Raw genomic sequence first — 15,566 nt, forward strand, 5'->3', positions numbered from 1 at the left:
TCCTGAGAAACCTCTGGTCCTAAATTCAGTCGTGAAGGTCTGCCAGTTCGTTCCAAGGTCTGGTGTAAAATCCAGACCATAATAAGTATATGGCGAATCATGCTGGACCAAATTCACTTTCAGGTCATGCCCTGTTGTTGAATATGCTTTAAAACTCAACCGGTAGAGGGTATTTGCTTCCAATGTTATGTCTGTCTGATACAACTGTATGTTCGTACTGCTGCTGCTCAAAGCAAGCTTTGCAGCATTGTTCCCCTCATATCCTGAAGAGGACATACTGAATGTCCCGGAGCCACCTGTGTAGAATAACCAGGATGTGCTTCCCGATTCAAACCCTTGATTGATGAGTAAATTGGCTGGATTTAAATCCGTGGTGAACTGCCAGTTATACGGTGACACCATATTAGTGCCGGATAAATCCTTTGCATCATTTCCAATTATTACATTGTAAACTGTATTGTATGAAAGGTTCAAAGGGGTGTAGGTCATATTGTTTCCAGACCAGCTGAAATCACCTGTTGTTTCCGGGATAGTGGAGAATGATGATTGCACCGATGACTTGTCCATCGCCTTACTGAATTCGACTGTTATCTGCTCTTCTACAGAAACGTTCGTTCCTGTTGGCGAATTTTCGATCACTTCCGGAGGTATGACTTTCTCCAGTCGGATATCATCTATATAATAAATGTCTCCTGCTTCTGCAAAATCTCCAATGAAGAACATCAGACGTGCATCATTCACTGTACTTGCAAAATCGCTTGTGGTAAATTCAGTCGTGAAGGTCTGCCAGCTCGTTCCCATGTCAGGTATAAAATCCAGACCGTAAGGATCATATGGAGAATCATGCTGAATCAAACGAACTTTCATTCCATGTCCGGTTGTGGAATAAGCCGAAAAACTCAAACGATATTGTGTGTTTGGTTCCAATTTTATATCCGTTTGATATAACTGGATGTTCGATCCACTGCTCTTTAAATAGAGCTTCGCAGCATTGTTTCCCTTATAGCCCGGAGATGTAATACTGAATGTCCCCAGGCCATTCGTGTAGAATGTCCATGAGGCGTCTCCTGATTCAAAGCCCGCATTGTTGATATTTGCAAGTGTTAAAGTTGTATCTGGTGAGCTAATGGTATATGTTGCTGTGACTATAGCACTTGGTGTTGATTCCGCTTTCCATGCCCTGGCTTTCAAAGTTTTAGTTGAGGAAATAATGATCGGGCCTGAGTATGTTGGAGAGTATTCGGTTGGTGTAGTGCCATCAACAGTATAGTGTATTGTTGCACCAATAGTACTTGTTGAGATTGAAATACTCTGTGGGCTTGAATAAGTGCCTGAAGTAGATGAGAGTGTTGGGGTTGCGACCGTTGGAACGATAACTGGTGTGGGAGTAGCTGTTGGAGAGGGAGTAGCTGTTGGAGAGATTACCGGGGCTGTTGATGTTCCACAGGAAGACGTGGGAATGCCTCGTAAAGTATTCATAATATTCTGTCCGTTTAGAGTTCCCGCTAAATAGACCCAGGAGAAAATACCCACAGCGTCTGCACCGTAGCTACACGCACTTGCAGCCCTATCGAAAAATACAGGGTTTGGCAAGTTTCCTGAAGGAGAATGATAATACGGATATATTGTTGCGATTATGGGAATTTCAGGAATAGCTTTTGAAGCATCCTGAACTTTTTTCCCGAAATTATCCATAGTATTACCGCCAATTTGAAGTGAATACCAATCAATTAGATTATTTTTAGCCAGATATTGTGGGTCAAGTCCCGCGATAGTTGCTGAGCTATACCAAATAATCCAGCTGTTTGCAGATAATTGAAAATTAGGGTTAGCCTTGTTGGCATTTATAGAGTTTCTTAATCTTGTGAAAAATGTATTCCATGAATCTCTTTGTATATCTGTAATGTCTTTTTGTACCTGTAACTGAGTTCTTCCTCCAGGATATAGTGGGTCATAACCATATTTAGTTTTTACCTTTTCACGCACTGCTGTTGAATATGAATAATGCAAAAGAACGGGTTCTTCAATATGAAGCCCATCCAGCGTTGGATAATTTTTCGCTACCCATGTATACAAACCTATTTCGTAATCTTGAAGTCCTTTGAATGATATATCCAGACGGTAATATGAATTTGATTTAATTTTACTTCCGGATTGAGTAACTATATTATATGGATAATTAGCAGATGGACCAAAAAGTTTGTATTCTGCCCTGAATGAACCACTAACAATGCTAACTGCAGACCATGCATGAACCTGTATATTATTTGCATGAGCTTTCTTAATAAAATATTCAAGCATGGGTAACCCATTATATGTTGGTTTCGCTCGAACGTCCCAGCTTAATTTATTTACCGGGTCGCGGGTTGCTTCAAAATATTCACTACCTACCTGTATCGCAATAGCATCAGCCTTGATGGCAACTGCATCTGAGATAATTTTGTCTATTTTTGTTGTACTGTCAAATGCACCTCCCCATTCATTCACATAAAGCAAACGGTTGAAAGGCTGTTCTCCTGATGCACCTGCTATATCCATTCCCCCAAACGCTAATATTAATAATAATATAATGCTGAGACTAGATTTATTGTTTATTGGAAAATTTCTTAAAACTTTTTTAATCACTTCTTCAGAATTTTGCCGCATAATTGTATGACTCATGTATTCTAATCACCTTTTTACATTGTAAGAACTTATAATCAGAGATTTCAATTTTATTTAAACATATTGACAGTTTTTCTAAGTTTTTTAAGTTTTAAAGAATTACCGTGGTTTATTTCAAGGATTAAAGAGTGAATATTGGATATTTATTCAATTATATGGAATTCTAATGCTTTAAATATGTTTTAAGAAAAAAAGAATCCACAAATTCTATAATTAAGTAGTATATTACAAAAGTGGGGTTTATAATAAAAGCAGTTGAACTATCATATCTATCATATCAAAATAAATTTCTAAGATTCCATATACTGATATTTCCATTATCAAATACCTTGTCAACCTCCTCGATTCTTGATCCCAAAAATACAGAAATAGCTCTCTCGTTCTTGATGTAATAATTAACATTAAAATTTTGAGCAAGATTGCCCCATCTGCCATCTAAACCCTCTGAATATAATTTATACCAGATCCATGTGGTCATTCCGGTTTGGTTTTCCAAATTGTAAGGGCCATCTAAATAGAAAAGACTTGAAAATGGAGATCGCATTGACACATTGAAATCTCCCAGAGTACCCTGGATAGGATATACAACAGGGCCTTCACTGAACATATTTACTCCCGAATAAGCAAGCACTCTGCGGTTAAGTACCCCATCGTCAGTATATACCAATTTGTTCGTAAAGGATTTGGTCCATTGAGCAGCATTAATAGTACTTTCTTCTGCCCAATATGCATTTGATTTGCTTTGACCTTCAATATTAGACCTGCCAAATTGATAATACTCTGAAACTCCCATAGAAATTATTATAAAGATTAACATAATATAATATGCAGTTTTCCTGTTTTGGGATATCCTTATCAAGTTCACAACGCCGTAGCTTGCCAGCAATGCTTCTAAAGGTAACATGAAATATTTGGCATACATCACGATACCAAAAAGAGGCGTAAAAAATAATAAAACCAATATGATAAAACTTTCCTCAAAGGTTCTGTTTTTTTTAAACAGAATAGAAATGAAACCCCCTATTGTGAAAAAACCCATTATCCCGACATATCTGGAATAATTGAGAATTAATTTATCCAGAGTAGTTTCCTGAATGGAAAGCTCCATAAATAAAAATAGGAATAATGCTAATAGTACTATAGACCCGAAAAAAACTGATGATTTGAATTGAATATTGCGGATTAATATAGCAAAGAAAAAACTTAATACAATAGGAATTACGAGTAAAAAGAGATTGTGTGTCGCAAAAAGTAATATAAATAATATAATAGTAAAGAAAACATATTTTAATTTAGAAAAGCGATATTTGATCAGAAAATAAATAAATAATGGTAACATCACCAGGAAAAATCCCCTTCCTGAGGCACTCCATGTTGTCAGATACAATATTCCCGGTGATGTTGAATATATAAGTGCTGTAATAAATTTGAAGATTTTATCATTATTTATTACTCCTGCCATTAAATATGATGTAAATAAACTAAAAATCCCTAATGATACCAGAGAAACCCACATTGCCTGTTCCATTGCCAGAGATATTAATTGTGATACTCCGGATAAAAAAAAGGGCAGGGCACTTGCCTGAGAAAAAGGATATAAACCAACTATTGAAAGTGGATGGATCCACCACTTTGCATGACCGGACACAGATATGGAATCTGAAATAAAGTGGATCAGGAATGAGTCATTTCCGATTTCATGGGGCGTTACGGGGAATCTCAAAATAACATTGATAAGAATCAGGCAAATCCATAGGAAAATCCAGGTACGTTTTGAAAAGTTGTAATCCATAAAATCATGTCCTTCTGAACTTATTAAAATAATATTGCCAGATCTCCCGGGGTTTTTGATAATAATAATATTCCCTGACTTCAGGATCATTTGTTTTTTCTTTTTGATGTATGTAACTGCTAATATATCCAAATAAATATGCAAATCCTAAATAATGCGGTCTCTTGAAACAATACTTTAATCCTTTTGCAGCAACAATACATGGATTCATATCCAGGTAATATTCAGAGGTGCCTTTTAAATAATAACCTTTTTTCAATCCTTCTGCACTACCTGTTTCTCTTGAATGGATCATTTTTATATCATTAAATCTTTTAATTTTCCATTCTTTCAACATTGCTTTCACCCTCATAACGCTTTCCCATGCGTAAGAAATCGGAACTCCGCCAATTTCCTCAATACATGCTCTTGTGCACATCATTTCACCCCCTGAAATTGTATCGTCTCGACTTTGAGCATCCTGCAAATTACCAGAGGCATCGATATATTGAATATTTCCACTTGCAATTCCCAACCCCTCATCATTTTCAAATACGGTGAGGAGTTTTTTAAAAAAATCGTTGTCTTGCGTATACATATCAGAATCAAGAAACATAATACAATCATATGTCATAGTATGTTCTTTACAAAAACTTTGTGCAAAATCAAAACCTCTTTTTATAACTTCAGAGATATGAATCGTCAAATCCCTGTATCCTTCATTTAAATAAATGCTTTCAACCCAGCTATGATTTTTCTTTGTATCTTGTATTATCTCGGATGTTCTATCAGTGCTTCCATCATCTACAATGACCCATAATGATGGTTTGATTGATTGGGATAATATTGATCCGATTAAGTCCTTTAAACTTTTTTCTTCATTCTTAACCGGTGTAATAATTATGTAATTCATAACCTCTCATATTATTTTTTCAACTTTGAGAAACTATCCGGGAAATTTTCAACAAATTCGATCATAAATTTTGAAACATCAATTTTATCTTTTAACATGTTTTCCCTTTTTTTCGCCCAGATACCTTTTATGTCTTCCTGCTCTAATAATTCAATTGCCGTTCCAAGAATATTATCATATGACCTTTCAACTTCTGAAAAACTGAAGATCAAACCATATTTTTTTTCTTCTTCATCAATATATCCGGTACGCAGGTTATTAATGTAGATCGCCGGCGTGCCAAGTACAGCAGCCTCACTGGCCATTGTACCGCCTTCTCCGATATACAGCGTCGCATAGCTAAGCAGGTCATGCATCATTTCCGGTTCCACTGTGATACGATAAGCTTCAAAATCTTCTGGAAGTGCTGTTTCCGATGAAATAAATACTTTACCGTATTTTTCCAGTTCTTTTATTAATTTTAGTTTCATTTCAAAACTTAATCTTTTTTGCCCAACATCATGGATAGCATTCCACGAAACAAAACGTAATATGAAAAAAACATCACCCTTGCTTAGATTCATTTTAGATAATACTGATGGGTCCGGTCGAAAATGATCTGGATGAAGATATGCCAGCTCAAAATATCCATTAAATCGAACTTGTTTCTTGCCAAAGTCTGTTCCAAAGCAATCCGATGTGACTATTGCTGAAGTAAATGGTAATACTATTTTATGTAAATTTTCAACGTGTTCGGTATCTTCAAAAACGATAAAAGGTTTCTTCAATAAAGCACTGACATGAGCAAAGTGGGGCAAAGCCTGTCCTATAAAAATATCCGGCCGAAATTCCAGGGCTATTCTAAGTGTATAATATTCCCACATTGTCAAATTTAATATTTTCTTAAATAATGTTGGTTGATTTTTTCCAATAAGATCATATTTAATATTAAATTTCTCAAGAAGGTATCCTGTAATTTCTTTTTCAACCAGGACTACCCTGACTTCGTGATCCCTCGCACTCATCGCCTTTATGAAGTATTTAAACATATATACTTGCTTCGGATGTGAGATCCCGATTAAAATTCTCATAGAGTTACCTCTTTGATGAATTGAACAGGTTTTCCACTAAGTATTTTTTAATTTCTTCATTAACAATTTCAAAGGGTTTGGATGTATTGAATATAGGATAACCGTTTTCTTTAGCAATTTCCAGGTATTCTTTTCTTTCACAAGAAAGCTGGTCTGAATTATATAATATATGATTACCCCTGTAATCTATCGTTTCCATTGATTTTTCCAGAGGCGCGTCAAGCAATAAGCCAATATCGGTTCTAATGTTTTTCCAGATAGGACGCAACCATTCCACATGATAATTCAAGGCTTTTGATTTTATGAGAGTCGCGCATACAAACCGATCAAAAATAATTATATTGTAGTCTCTATATTTCCATTTGCTATAATAGAACATCAAGATGTTATCAAGCAAAGCCACGGGAGGTTTAAGTAAAGCTGAAAATGAATATTTTGCGGGAGTATAAGGCTTCAAAGAATCACGATTTCTTCCACTATCCACATATTTCCCGACCCGTCTCTTCAGTATATCTGCAAACATCCATTTATGAAATGGAATAATTATGCATTTTAATTCCTTTTCCTTAAACCATGAACCTATTTTTTCCGCATGAGTAGATTTTCCAGTGCCATCTACTCCAAGAAACGCAATTGTGATTTTTTTTTCCATTTCATACCTTCTTTGATCTTTGCACTCATATCATAACAATAATTCATAATTCTTTCAAAATTAAATTAATATTACTACTCACTTCTTTAAATACAACATCATCATACTCGCCTGGAATTTCCATCTCATATACGGGTATGCCTTTTAAAAAACCAGCAAGTCTGTTTTTCATATTGATCCAGTGTGCAGCGATCTGACTTTCTGGAAAAATAAACGAATATGCCAGCATATATTCAAAAAACGGATTTGAAGATATACCCATAAGATTGGGCATATAAGCATGGTTCATTTCCATCATATTATTTGTGATTAATTTATCAACGGCTTTTTTCAGGTCATATTCATTTATAGTCATTGATTTTCTTGCAGATTTTTTAACGATAAAAAACAATGCCTTTAATTCAGACATCTCAGGGACATTTACTTTAAGCCGCCTCAAATTGTCGTAATTATTGATATTATGTTTTATCAAACCTATTTTATCCAGAAAATTACGTTTGTTTTCTGTTGGTAAATAACTGCATCTGTAATCAAATGAAACCAGGCCAACCGGATAACTCCAGATGCGCCCATCATTAAATATTACTCTTTCATCTCCAAAAAAATCAAACCCTGCTTTCCGGATAAAATCCATTGCTAAGGTTGTTTTGAATGCTCCTCCCATCCCTGCCAGCAGAAATGCCTTATTATCTTTTCCAAGGCCTGCAGAATGGATTAAGAAATATCCTTTATTTGATAATTTATAATCAATAACAGAACTCAGGAAAAGATTATGGGCACTTAAGATAGGCAGAAAACCCCTTACTCCGGGAACCTTAATATCGAAGTTTATTATCGTATCTCCTGATTCGAATCCGGATATCTCCACTTCCCATTTCGTTGTACCTTCTGAATCCTTACAGTAAAAATAATTGTTTTTTATATAATATTTACCATCAACAATATAACTTTCTTCATTCGACGGCTTAAACTTACCGATATTAAGGATAATATCCGGTTTATCTATATGATCGACTTGAAAAAATCTATGCTCAATATTAAAATAGTTAAATAAATTAAATTTTTTATCTAATAAAATTTGAAATTTTAATATGTTATGAATATTGTAATTTAATGTTTGTTTCATCGTTTTATCCTTGCCAGTATGATATATATTTATTTTTCCTTATATTATTTATGTCTGCTATTAAGGACGTCCTTCAATCCCTTATAAGCGAACATCATAGCAGGTAACGCATCATTAATTGAAAAAGCATCATAATAAAGATCTTTTTCATAGAATTTAAAAAATTCCTTAAAAGTTGTAAAGCGATGGCCTGAATTGTTAAGATGGCTGATAAGGGCACGGAAGTCATTTAATAAAAAACGGGTCTTAACACCGACCTTATAATTAAAAACCGGCTCAACATCTCCATATAAAGCCATTTCATAGAGGAGATATGGAAAATTAACACCTGCAGCAATTGCCTGGTATACCGATCCCCAGAAACGCGGATTGACCTCAATAAGGACTGGCTTGTTGGTGCGCTCATCGAGTTTAAATTCCACCATTGCAACCCCATGCCAGTTAACGTGATCCAGTATCTTCCTGGCAGCATTCTCCATCTCCTGGTTCCTGACACTCACCCGCAATGTGCTCGGTCCGCCTGTTATAGGATATTCCCTCAATCTCTTATGGGTGAATGAGGCTCTGATGTCTCCCTGGTTATAAAGCATTGACACACCATATCCGGATCCGGGTATATACTCCTGCACGATAGGATATTCTGAAGATTTGAGATTAAATTTTTGAATTGTTTGTTTATATTTTGAAACAAATTCAGAGGCCGAATATACATAGGATATACCGACACTGCTTGTTGCATTTCTTAATTTAATGACAACCGGATATTCCATTTCTTTTGAGAATTTTTCTATGTCTGTGGCATTATTTATCTCATACGTTCCCGGAATGCGTATATCCAGTTCTGATGCGAGCTTCATAACTTCATTTTTATTATGAAGTTGCATCATTTTTGGAAAATCCTCAAAAGGTACTTTTGTAAATGGCGTAAATTTTTCTTTATATTTTGAAATAAGATTTGTTTCCGTGCTATTAATCGGCATTAAAACATCGATTTTATTTCTTTTTATATGATTTTGAATGGAATTTACGAATTCAAGTTGCGTTCTTTCGGGAGAGGCACACAGGAAGTGATGTTTAGAATACCTGGAAAAAAATGCCGCAGATAAATATTCACAATCTGTTGTTGTAATTTCTACCCCTTTTTTGCCCAGGCTCTGTGTAACTACAAGACCTTTCACATTTGATGCATTTGTTATAAGTACGCTCATTATAGTTAAATCACCGCAATAAGATTTTATGCAAACCGGCATTAAATAAACCTGTTATTCCGGCTTTATTATATTTGCCAATTCCTGCACTTAACATACGAATATGAAAGGGAGATGCATTTCCCCATGCGTTTACTTTCCCATTAAGCAAATACTTCCTGAGGTCTTCGCTATTATTGAATATTTGTTCGCCAGTCAGGATCGTACGCACGCGCCCTATCTCAAAAGATGTATGAGCATCGCTTCCCGCAACTATTCTTTTTTCAAATTTTTTGGATAAAATGCTGGCTTTTTCGTTTAATTTCTTTGAAATTCGTGAATTCATTACTTCTACCATGTCAACATCCACTATCAAATCCGCTGGATTTGCGAACTTATTTTTATATGGATGCGGTAAAATTGATATTCCTCCCTGATCTTTTATAATATCAATTACGTCGATAAATCTTCTTGAAGTTATGTTTTCATTTAAAAACAATCCAATTACATCTCCTTTATCAGTCGATATTTCTGACCCCGCGATGACCATAAAATCATCTCCTGCAAGAGACTTCATCTTTACTGCACCAGCCATTGTATTATGATCAGTTATCGCTATCCCTGAAAGACCTCTTTTCCTGGATATTCTAATTATTTGTTCTAGCTGCAAAGTTGAATCATGTGAGTAGATAGAATGCACATGTAAATCGAGATTATACATCATGGGTATCCTATTTCATAGCACTGTGTCATACTAATTTTTATTTTTCCTATACCAGATGATTCCTGCTTTTCCGATATTTTTCAGGTTTTGTAATATCAATTCTCCAGTCCAGTCAATAAGATGGCCATGCCATCTGTCCGGGTGCGCCAGAAGACATATCCGGGGATATTGTTCTTCTTTTATCAAATTAATAATATCATCCGTTGTTGATATATTTCCAATCAATAAATTATTTTTTTGATGATCCTTGTCCTTGATAACATCTTTTACTCTGATATTTTTATCTGCCCAGGTACGACCAGTATCGGTAAGATAAATAACATCTTTATAATCAAGGGATAGGTATGGTTCACCAATGATTCCAAAATCCCTAAAATCATATTTATTCCAAATATTTGAATTCAACCATGGAGAAAATGGATTTCCATGCATACATACAGTCTTTATATTGATAAATTCCCGGAATGCATTCAGTTCTTGACTGAAGATCTTAATTGCTTCCTCCACATCACCTTTTGCTTTATCAAGTGTTTCATAGTGGTAACCGATCTCATGCCCCATAGCGGCTATTTCCTGGAAATATTCCGGTTTAAATACTCTTTCTGTCGTTCTACAGTAATAAGTGGAAACCAGATTTAATCTCTGTTCAATCATGGCCATTTTATGTGCATTGGAAATATTTCTGTCTACATCATGCCGGAGGAGGATGCAATTTTTTGGTGGATTTTCCTGATTAAAATATTGCTCAAAAGTAAATGTAGTGTATGAAGAATTTGAAATTGTTTCACACAACGTCTTATATTTTTCCAATGTAAAATCTATATTCAATTTTCTCATCTCTTATTTCATATATTAAACCAATATTTTAGAAATACCATTGCGCCTCCAACAAGAAGCAAAATATAAATAATGTTATCCGGTTATTATTCAGGCTACACTTTATGAAATGACTGGATAATAATGCTCTTTGGAATTTAATAGTTTCTAATTATTTCCTTTTCTTCATCATGAACAACAAAGCCATTATGGCTATAACTGGCATCACTATTGATGGAAATTCCGGAATCTCATCAACTTTTTTAATTGTTGTTTGTGTGTTAAAACCTGTGTTACTACTACCTTCATACCCATTAACACAAGGGGGAGCCTGTATTTCGAGCTCTTCCCCATTACTGGATACTAATTTAAAAGTAGAAATTCCATACGGAATAAAGATATCTATCCTTTTTATTTGTTCAGGCAACAAATTAATTGTAAAATTCAAAGGATAAATAGTAATGGATTCATTATCAAAAACGAAATTACTCAGCCTTACGTCAATAACACGTTCAATATCGCTTTTATTAGTACAGGTTAGTATCTCTCCGGAAAAATTTAATTTTATAGCTTCTGGTTGTGAATTTTCCTGGAATACTGCAGAGCTCAAATTAGCTAATTGGACATTTTCTGTATTTAATTTTTCAAAAACATTATTGTCCAAAATTGTATTAGCTCCATATTTTTCAGTTCCATATTTTTCATTTATAACTAATATGCCGATTAACATAAACAATGATATTAGCAATATTATTCTTTTTTTAATAACGGTCATAATTAGGTCTTACTCCCTTTATAATACTATCATAATTAATTCTTTAAGTTATTTTAACATATTTTAAATAACCTCACTGTTTCACCACTCTATATATCAAAAAGCTTTCGCTATATCAGCCGATCCTCTTATCATTTGTTCAATTCAGATGAGCCTAAAGAAATTTCTGGATAATACCGTCCGGAAGTTTATAATATTTTTTAATTATATTGATAAAGATTTTTTCCTGGGCGAATTTAGTCATGGAATAGTTATCTTCGAAATCCTCGATATTTTCAAGGTCTTTAGCGACAAGCCGCATCCTGACGCTTGAACCCGGGAGCTTGAGATGTTTTTCCAATTGAGATAATGCATTGATAAAATAACCTGAACCGACAGCTCTATCAGAGCCTATATTTTTTACCATTCCACAATGGATGCAGTAAGGGTGGGATTTTAAGACTATAGGGCGCTCTCGTATAATATACGGCAGCCACACTTTCTCAATATTTCCACAATCTACATGTTCGCATTTCATTAGTTTGTTCTCTTCCTTGATGACACAACTTTACTGGTCATATAATTATCTATCTCGATGATATATATTGTTATCATAATTATCGTGGATATTTTAATTCTCATGAATATTTTAGATCGTCAAAATATCCGAATCTACTACAAGTCCATGATGAGGTAATTGATATTCACATATAAATACTACTTTAACCATAACTTGAACCGATAGTGTATTGAACAAAAAATAATAATAAATAAAAATTCCAAGGTGTGATTTTAATGAAAGTAGCGATTCTTGCCGGGGGATACGGCACACGTTTAGCAGAAGAGACAGAAATAAGACCAAAGCCACTGGTAGAGATCGGAGGAAAACCGATCCTGTGGCATATTATGATGCACTACGCTCACTATGGTTTCAAAGATTTTGTTATAGCCCTGGGATATAAAGGTGAAGCAATAAAAAAATACATGGTGGACTATTGTTCTTTGAATAGCGATCTGACCATCGATCTTAAATCAGGCAAAATAGAGATAGATGGTGGCTACAAACCCGACTGGAAGGTAAAACTTGTTGACACGGGGACGAATACCCAGACAGGGGGCAGGATCAAAAGACTTGCGCAGCATCTTGGCAATGAGACATTTATGTTAACCTGGGGAGATGGAGTATCTGATGTTAATCTTAAAGACCTTCTGGCATTTCATCGCTCACATGGAAAATTAGCAACCCTGACAGCCGTAAGACCCCCTGCGCGTTACGGTCACCTGAAATTTGATAATAACAGGATAACAGAATTCACTGAAAAACCCCAGACAGGAGAAGGCTGGATAAACGGGGCTTTTTTTGTACTTGAGCCGGGTGTTTTTGATTATATTACAGGAGATGAAATAGTATGGGAGAAAGAACCGCTGGAAGGACTTGCCAGGGACGGGCAATTGATGGCCTATCAGCACACCTCTTTCTGGCAATGTATGGATACACTGCGTGAGAAATATATACTGGAGAAACTATGGCAAAGCGGAAAAGCCCCCTGGAAAATATGGGAGTGATAAAATGAAAGTATTAGTGACAGGACATAACGGTTATGTAGGTACGGTCATGATGCCCATGCTAATTAAAGCAGGGTATGATGTTACAGGACTTGATTCAAACCTGTATAAAGGATCAACATTTGGAGAAATGATTAAAACGCAAGATTATTCTGAAATAGAAAAAGACATCCGGGATATCCAGTCTTCTGACCTGAAAGGATTTGAGGCCATAATTCACTTAGCCGGCCTTTCAAATGACCCTCTGGGGGATCTGAATCCGGAGCTGACGTATGAGATCAATCACAAAGCATCAGTGCGACTGGCAAAACTTGGTAAAAATGTTGGCGTGAAACGTTTTATTTTTTCATCGTCATGCAGTAATTATGGGGCAGGCGGCCAGGATTGGCTGGATGAAAAATCGCCTTTCAATCCTGTTACACCATATGGCACATCCAAGGTTCGTGTTGAACAGGAGGTAGCCAAACTTGCGGATGATGATTTCAGCCCGACTTTCTTGCGAAGCGGTACTGCGTATGGTGTCTCACCGCGCCTGCGTTTTGACCTGGTATTGAATAATCTGCTGGCCTGGGCATTTACTACAGGAAAGGTCTTTCTAAAAAGCGATGGCCTGGCCTGGCGTCCGATCGTGCATATTCGGGATATGTCGCTTGCTTTCTTATCTGCTCTGGATGCCCCCATCGACCTTGTCCATAATGAGGCGTTCAATGTGGGCCGCACAGAAGAAAATTATCGCGTACGAGATCTGGCTGATATTGTTGCAGAAACAGTACCTGGCAGTAAAATAGAATACTCCTCAGGTGCAGAACCTGATAAACGTAATTATCGTGTGTTATGTAATAAAATATCAGAAACGCTTCCAGGGTATAAACCTCGCTGGACTGCCAGGCAGGGTGCAAAAGAATTGTATGAAGCATATAAGAAAGTTGGACTTCGCCAGGAAGAATTTGAAGGATCTCGATACCGGCGTGTAGACCATATCAAACAATTGTTAAGCAGCGGCCGTTTGGATGATACCCTTCGCTGGACAAAAAATGCTAAAAATCAGGAGAATTAAATAATGGCTCGCTCAAAGCCCGCATGTTTTTCCTGCGCAAATACCGAATTAAAGTCGATATTGAATTATGGCCAGACACCTATTGCTGATCGTCTGCTCACTAAAGAAAAATTAGGGAAACCGGAAATAACGGCTCCTCTGGAACTTGTTTTTTGTCCTGAATGCAGGTTAGTGCAAATAACTGAATCCGTATCTCCGGAAATCCTGTTTGTTAAAGACTATCCGTATTTCTCATCAGTATCACCTGCTTTACTTGAGCATTTCAGGAAGAGTGCCGAGGCAATAATCGGCTCAAGAAAACTAAACTCCAAAAGCCTGGTAATTGAAGCTGCAAGTAATGATGGCTATATGCTTAAAAATTTCGTCAAAATGGGTATTCCTGTGCTGGGCATCGATCCTGCCCAGGACCCTGCAGAAGCTGCCACGAAAGCGGGCATCCCGACCCTTTGCACGTTCTTTGACAGGGATTTAGCAGGCAAACTAAAGAACGAAGGCCGCATGGCAGACGTTTTCCTGGCCAACAATGTCCTTGCCCACGTTCCTGATCTCAATGGTTTTGTTGAAGGCTTGAAAATGCTATTAAAGGATACAGGCGTTGCCGTAATGGAGGTTCATTATGTGGCCGACCTTGTTGACCACCACGAATTCGACACTGTGTATCACCAGCACCTGTGCTATTTTTCAGTTACTGCATTAGATAACCTGTTCAGGAAGCATGGTCTTTTCCTGAATAAAGTTGAACGTATTTCTACCTACGGCGGATCATTGCGTTTGTTTGTAGAACACCATGAAAATGTGAGTGAGTCTGTAAGTTCGCTCCTTGAAGAAGAGTCAAATAAAGGGGTCGACCAGATCGATTATTTCCTGGATTTTGCAAATAAAGCACATGAAATGAAGGATTCCCTTGTAAAGCTCTTACATGACCTGAAGCAGAAAGGAAATAGAATAGTAGCTTATGGAGCAGCTGCAAAAGCTACAACATTTCTCAGTTATTGTGGATTGGGGAAGGATCAACTGGATTATATAATTGACCTGAACCAGTTCAAGCAGGGCCGCTATATGGGAGGAAACCATCTCCTGATTGTACCGCCGGAAAAGCTTGCACAGGACATGCCGGATTATGTACTGCTTCTTGCATGGAATTTTGCAGATGAGATATTAAAGCAGCAGGCAGCTTACAGGGAAAAAGGTGGAAAATTTATCATTCCAATCCCTAATCCAAAAATCGTATAATTTATAAATAGTAAGCAGAGAAAACTTTAATAC

Annotated in this window: 14 protein-coding genes; 3 read left to right on the plus strand and 11 right to left on the minus strand. The window is 36.4% G+C overall.

Features of this window, described 5'->3' with window-relative positions; translation table 11 throughout:
* The 11 genes from CL181_RS00690 to CL181_RS00740 form a co-directional block, all read right to left on the minus strand.
* On the minus strand, nt 1–2,538 hold a 2,538-nt coding region (locus tag CL181_RS00690), incomplete at its 3' end, for a carbohydrate binding domain-containing protein (RefSeq protein WP_176504989.1).
* 403 nt (nt 2,539–2,941) lie between these two features.
* Nucleotides 2,942–4,192, minus strand: coding sequence for a hypothetical protein (locus CL181_RS00695; protein ID WP_141398745.1), 1,251 nt, complete (start codon nt 4,190–4,192; stop codon nt 2,942–2,944).
* 268 nt (nt 4,193–4,460) lie between these two features.
* On the minus strand, nt 4,461–5,348 hold the full coding sequence (locus tag CL181_RS00700; RefSeq protein WP_097297329.1) for a glycosyltransferase family A protein: 888 nt from the start codon (nt 5,346–5,348) through the stop codon (nt 4,461–4,463).
* An 11-nt stretch (nt 5,349–5,359) separates the two neighbouring features.
* Nucleotides 5,360–6,418, minus strand: a complete 1,059-nt coding sequence (locus CL181_RS00705; protein ID WP_097297330.1) for a DUF354 domain-containing protein — start codon at nt 6,416–6,418, stop codon at nt 5,360–5,362.
* A gap of 4 nt (nt 6,419–6,422) precedes the next feature.
* A complete protein-coding gene (locus tag CL181_RS00710; protein WP_097297331.1) occupies nt 6,423–7,070 on the minus strand; it encodes a hypothetical protein in 648 nt (215 codons plus the stop codon).
* Nucleotides 7,071–7,113: 43 nt separating this feature from the next.
* Entirely contained in the window at nt 7,114–8,196 is a 1,083-nt protein-coding gene (locus CL181_RS00715; protein WP_097297332.1) for a hypothetical protein, read from the minus strand.
* 44 nt (nt 8,197–8,240) lie between these two features.
* Entirely contained in the window at nt 8,241–9,404 is a 1,164-nt protein-coding gene (locus CL181_RS00720; RefSeq protein WP_176504990.1) for an ATP-grasp domain-containing protein, read from the minus strand.
* A 10-nt stretch (nt 9,405–9,414) separates the two neighbouring features.
* Entirely contained in the window at nt 9,415–10,107 is a 693-nt protein-coding gene (locus CL181_RS00725; protein ID WP_097297334.1) for a PHP domain-containing protein, read from the minus strand.
* A gap of 30 nt (nt 10,108–10,137) precedes the next feature.
* The gene (locus CL181_RS00730; RefSeq protein WP_255251355.1) at nt 10,138–10,761 is read right to left on the minus strand and encodes a hypothetical protein; all 624 of its coding nucleotides are present in this window, start codon (nt 10,759–10,761) and stop codon (nt 10,138–10,140) included.
* A gap of 334 nt (nt 10,762–11,095) precedes the next feature.
* Complete coding sequence (locus CL181_RS00735; RefSeq protein ID WP_097297336.1) at nt 11,096–11,698, minus strand: hypothetical protein; 603 nt, start codon at nt 11,696–11,698, stop codon at nt 11,096–11,098.
* Between the two features lie 154 nt (nt 11,699–11,852).
* The gene (locus CL181_RS00740; protein ID WP_097297337.1) at nt 11,853–12,215 is read right to left on the minus strand and encodes a hypothetical protein; all 363 of its coding nucleotides are present in this window, start codon (nt 12,213–12,215) and stop codon (nt 11,853–11,855) included.
* Between the two features lie 257 nt (nt 12,216–12,472).
* Here CL181_RS00740 and rfbF point away from each other — a divergent pair, with 257 nt between their 5' ends.
* The 3 genes from rfbF to CL181_RS00755 are packed head-to-tail and all read left to right on the plus strand — an operon-like array spanning nt 12,473 to nt 15,533.
* The gene (gene rfbF, locus CL181_RS00745) at nt 12,473–13,243 is read left to right on the plus strand and encodes a glucose-1-phosphate cytidylyltransferase (RefSeq protein ID WP_097297338.1); all 771 of its coding nucleotides are present in this window, start codon (nt 12,473–12,475) and stop codon (nt 13,241–13,243) included.
* 4 nt (nt 13,244–13,247) lie between these two features.
* Complete coding sequence (locus CL181_RS00750; protein WP_097297339.1) at nt 13,248–14,300, plus strand: NAD(P)-dependent oxidoreductase; 1,053 nt, start codon at nt 13,248–13,250, stop codon at nt 14,298–14,300.
* Between the two features lie 3 nt (nt 14,301–14,303).
* A complete protein-coding gene (locus CL181_RS00755; protein WP_097297340.1) occupies nt 14,304–15,533 on the plus strand; it encodes a class I SAM-dependent methyltransferase in 1,230 nt (409 codons plus the stop codon).
* Nucleotides 15,534–15,566 lie beyond the last annotated feature (33 nt).

The sequence above is a fragment of the Candidatus Methanoperedens sp. BLZ2 genome, from assembly GCF_002487355.1.
Classification (GTDB): Archaea; Halobacteriota; Methanosarcinia; order Methanosarcinales; family Methanoperedenaceae; genus Methanoperedens.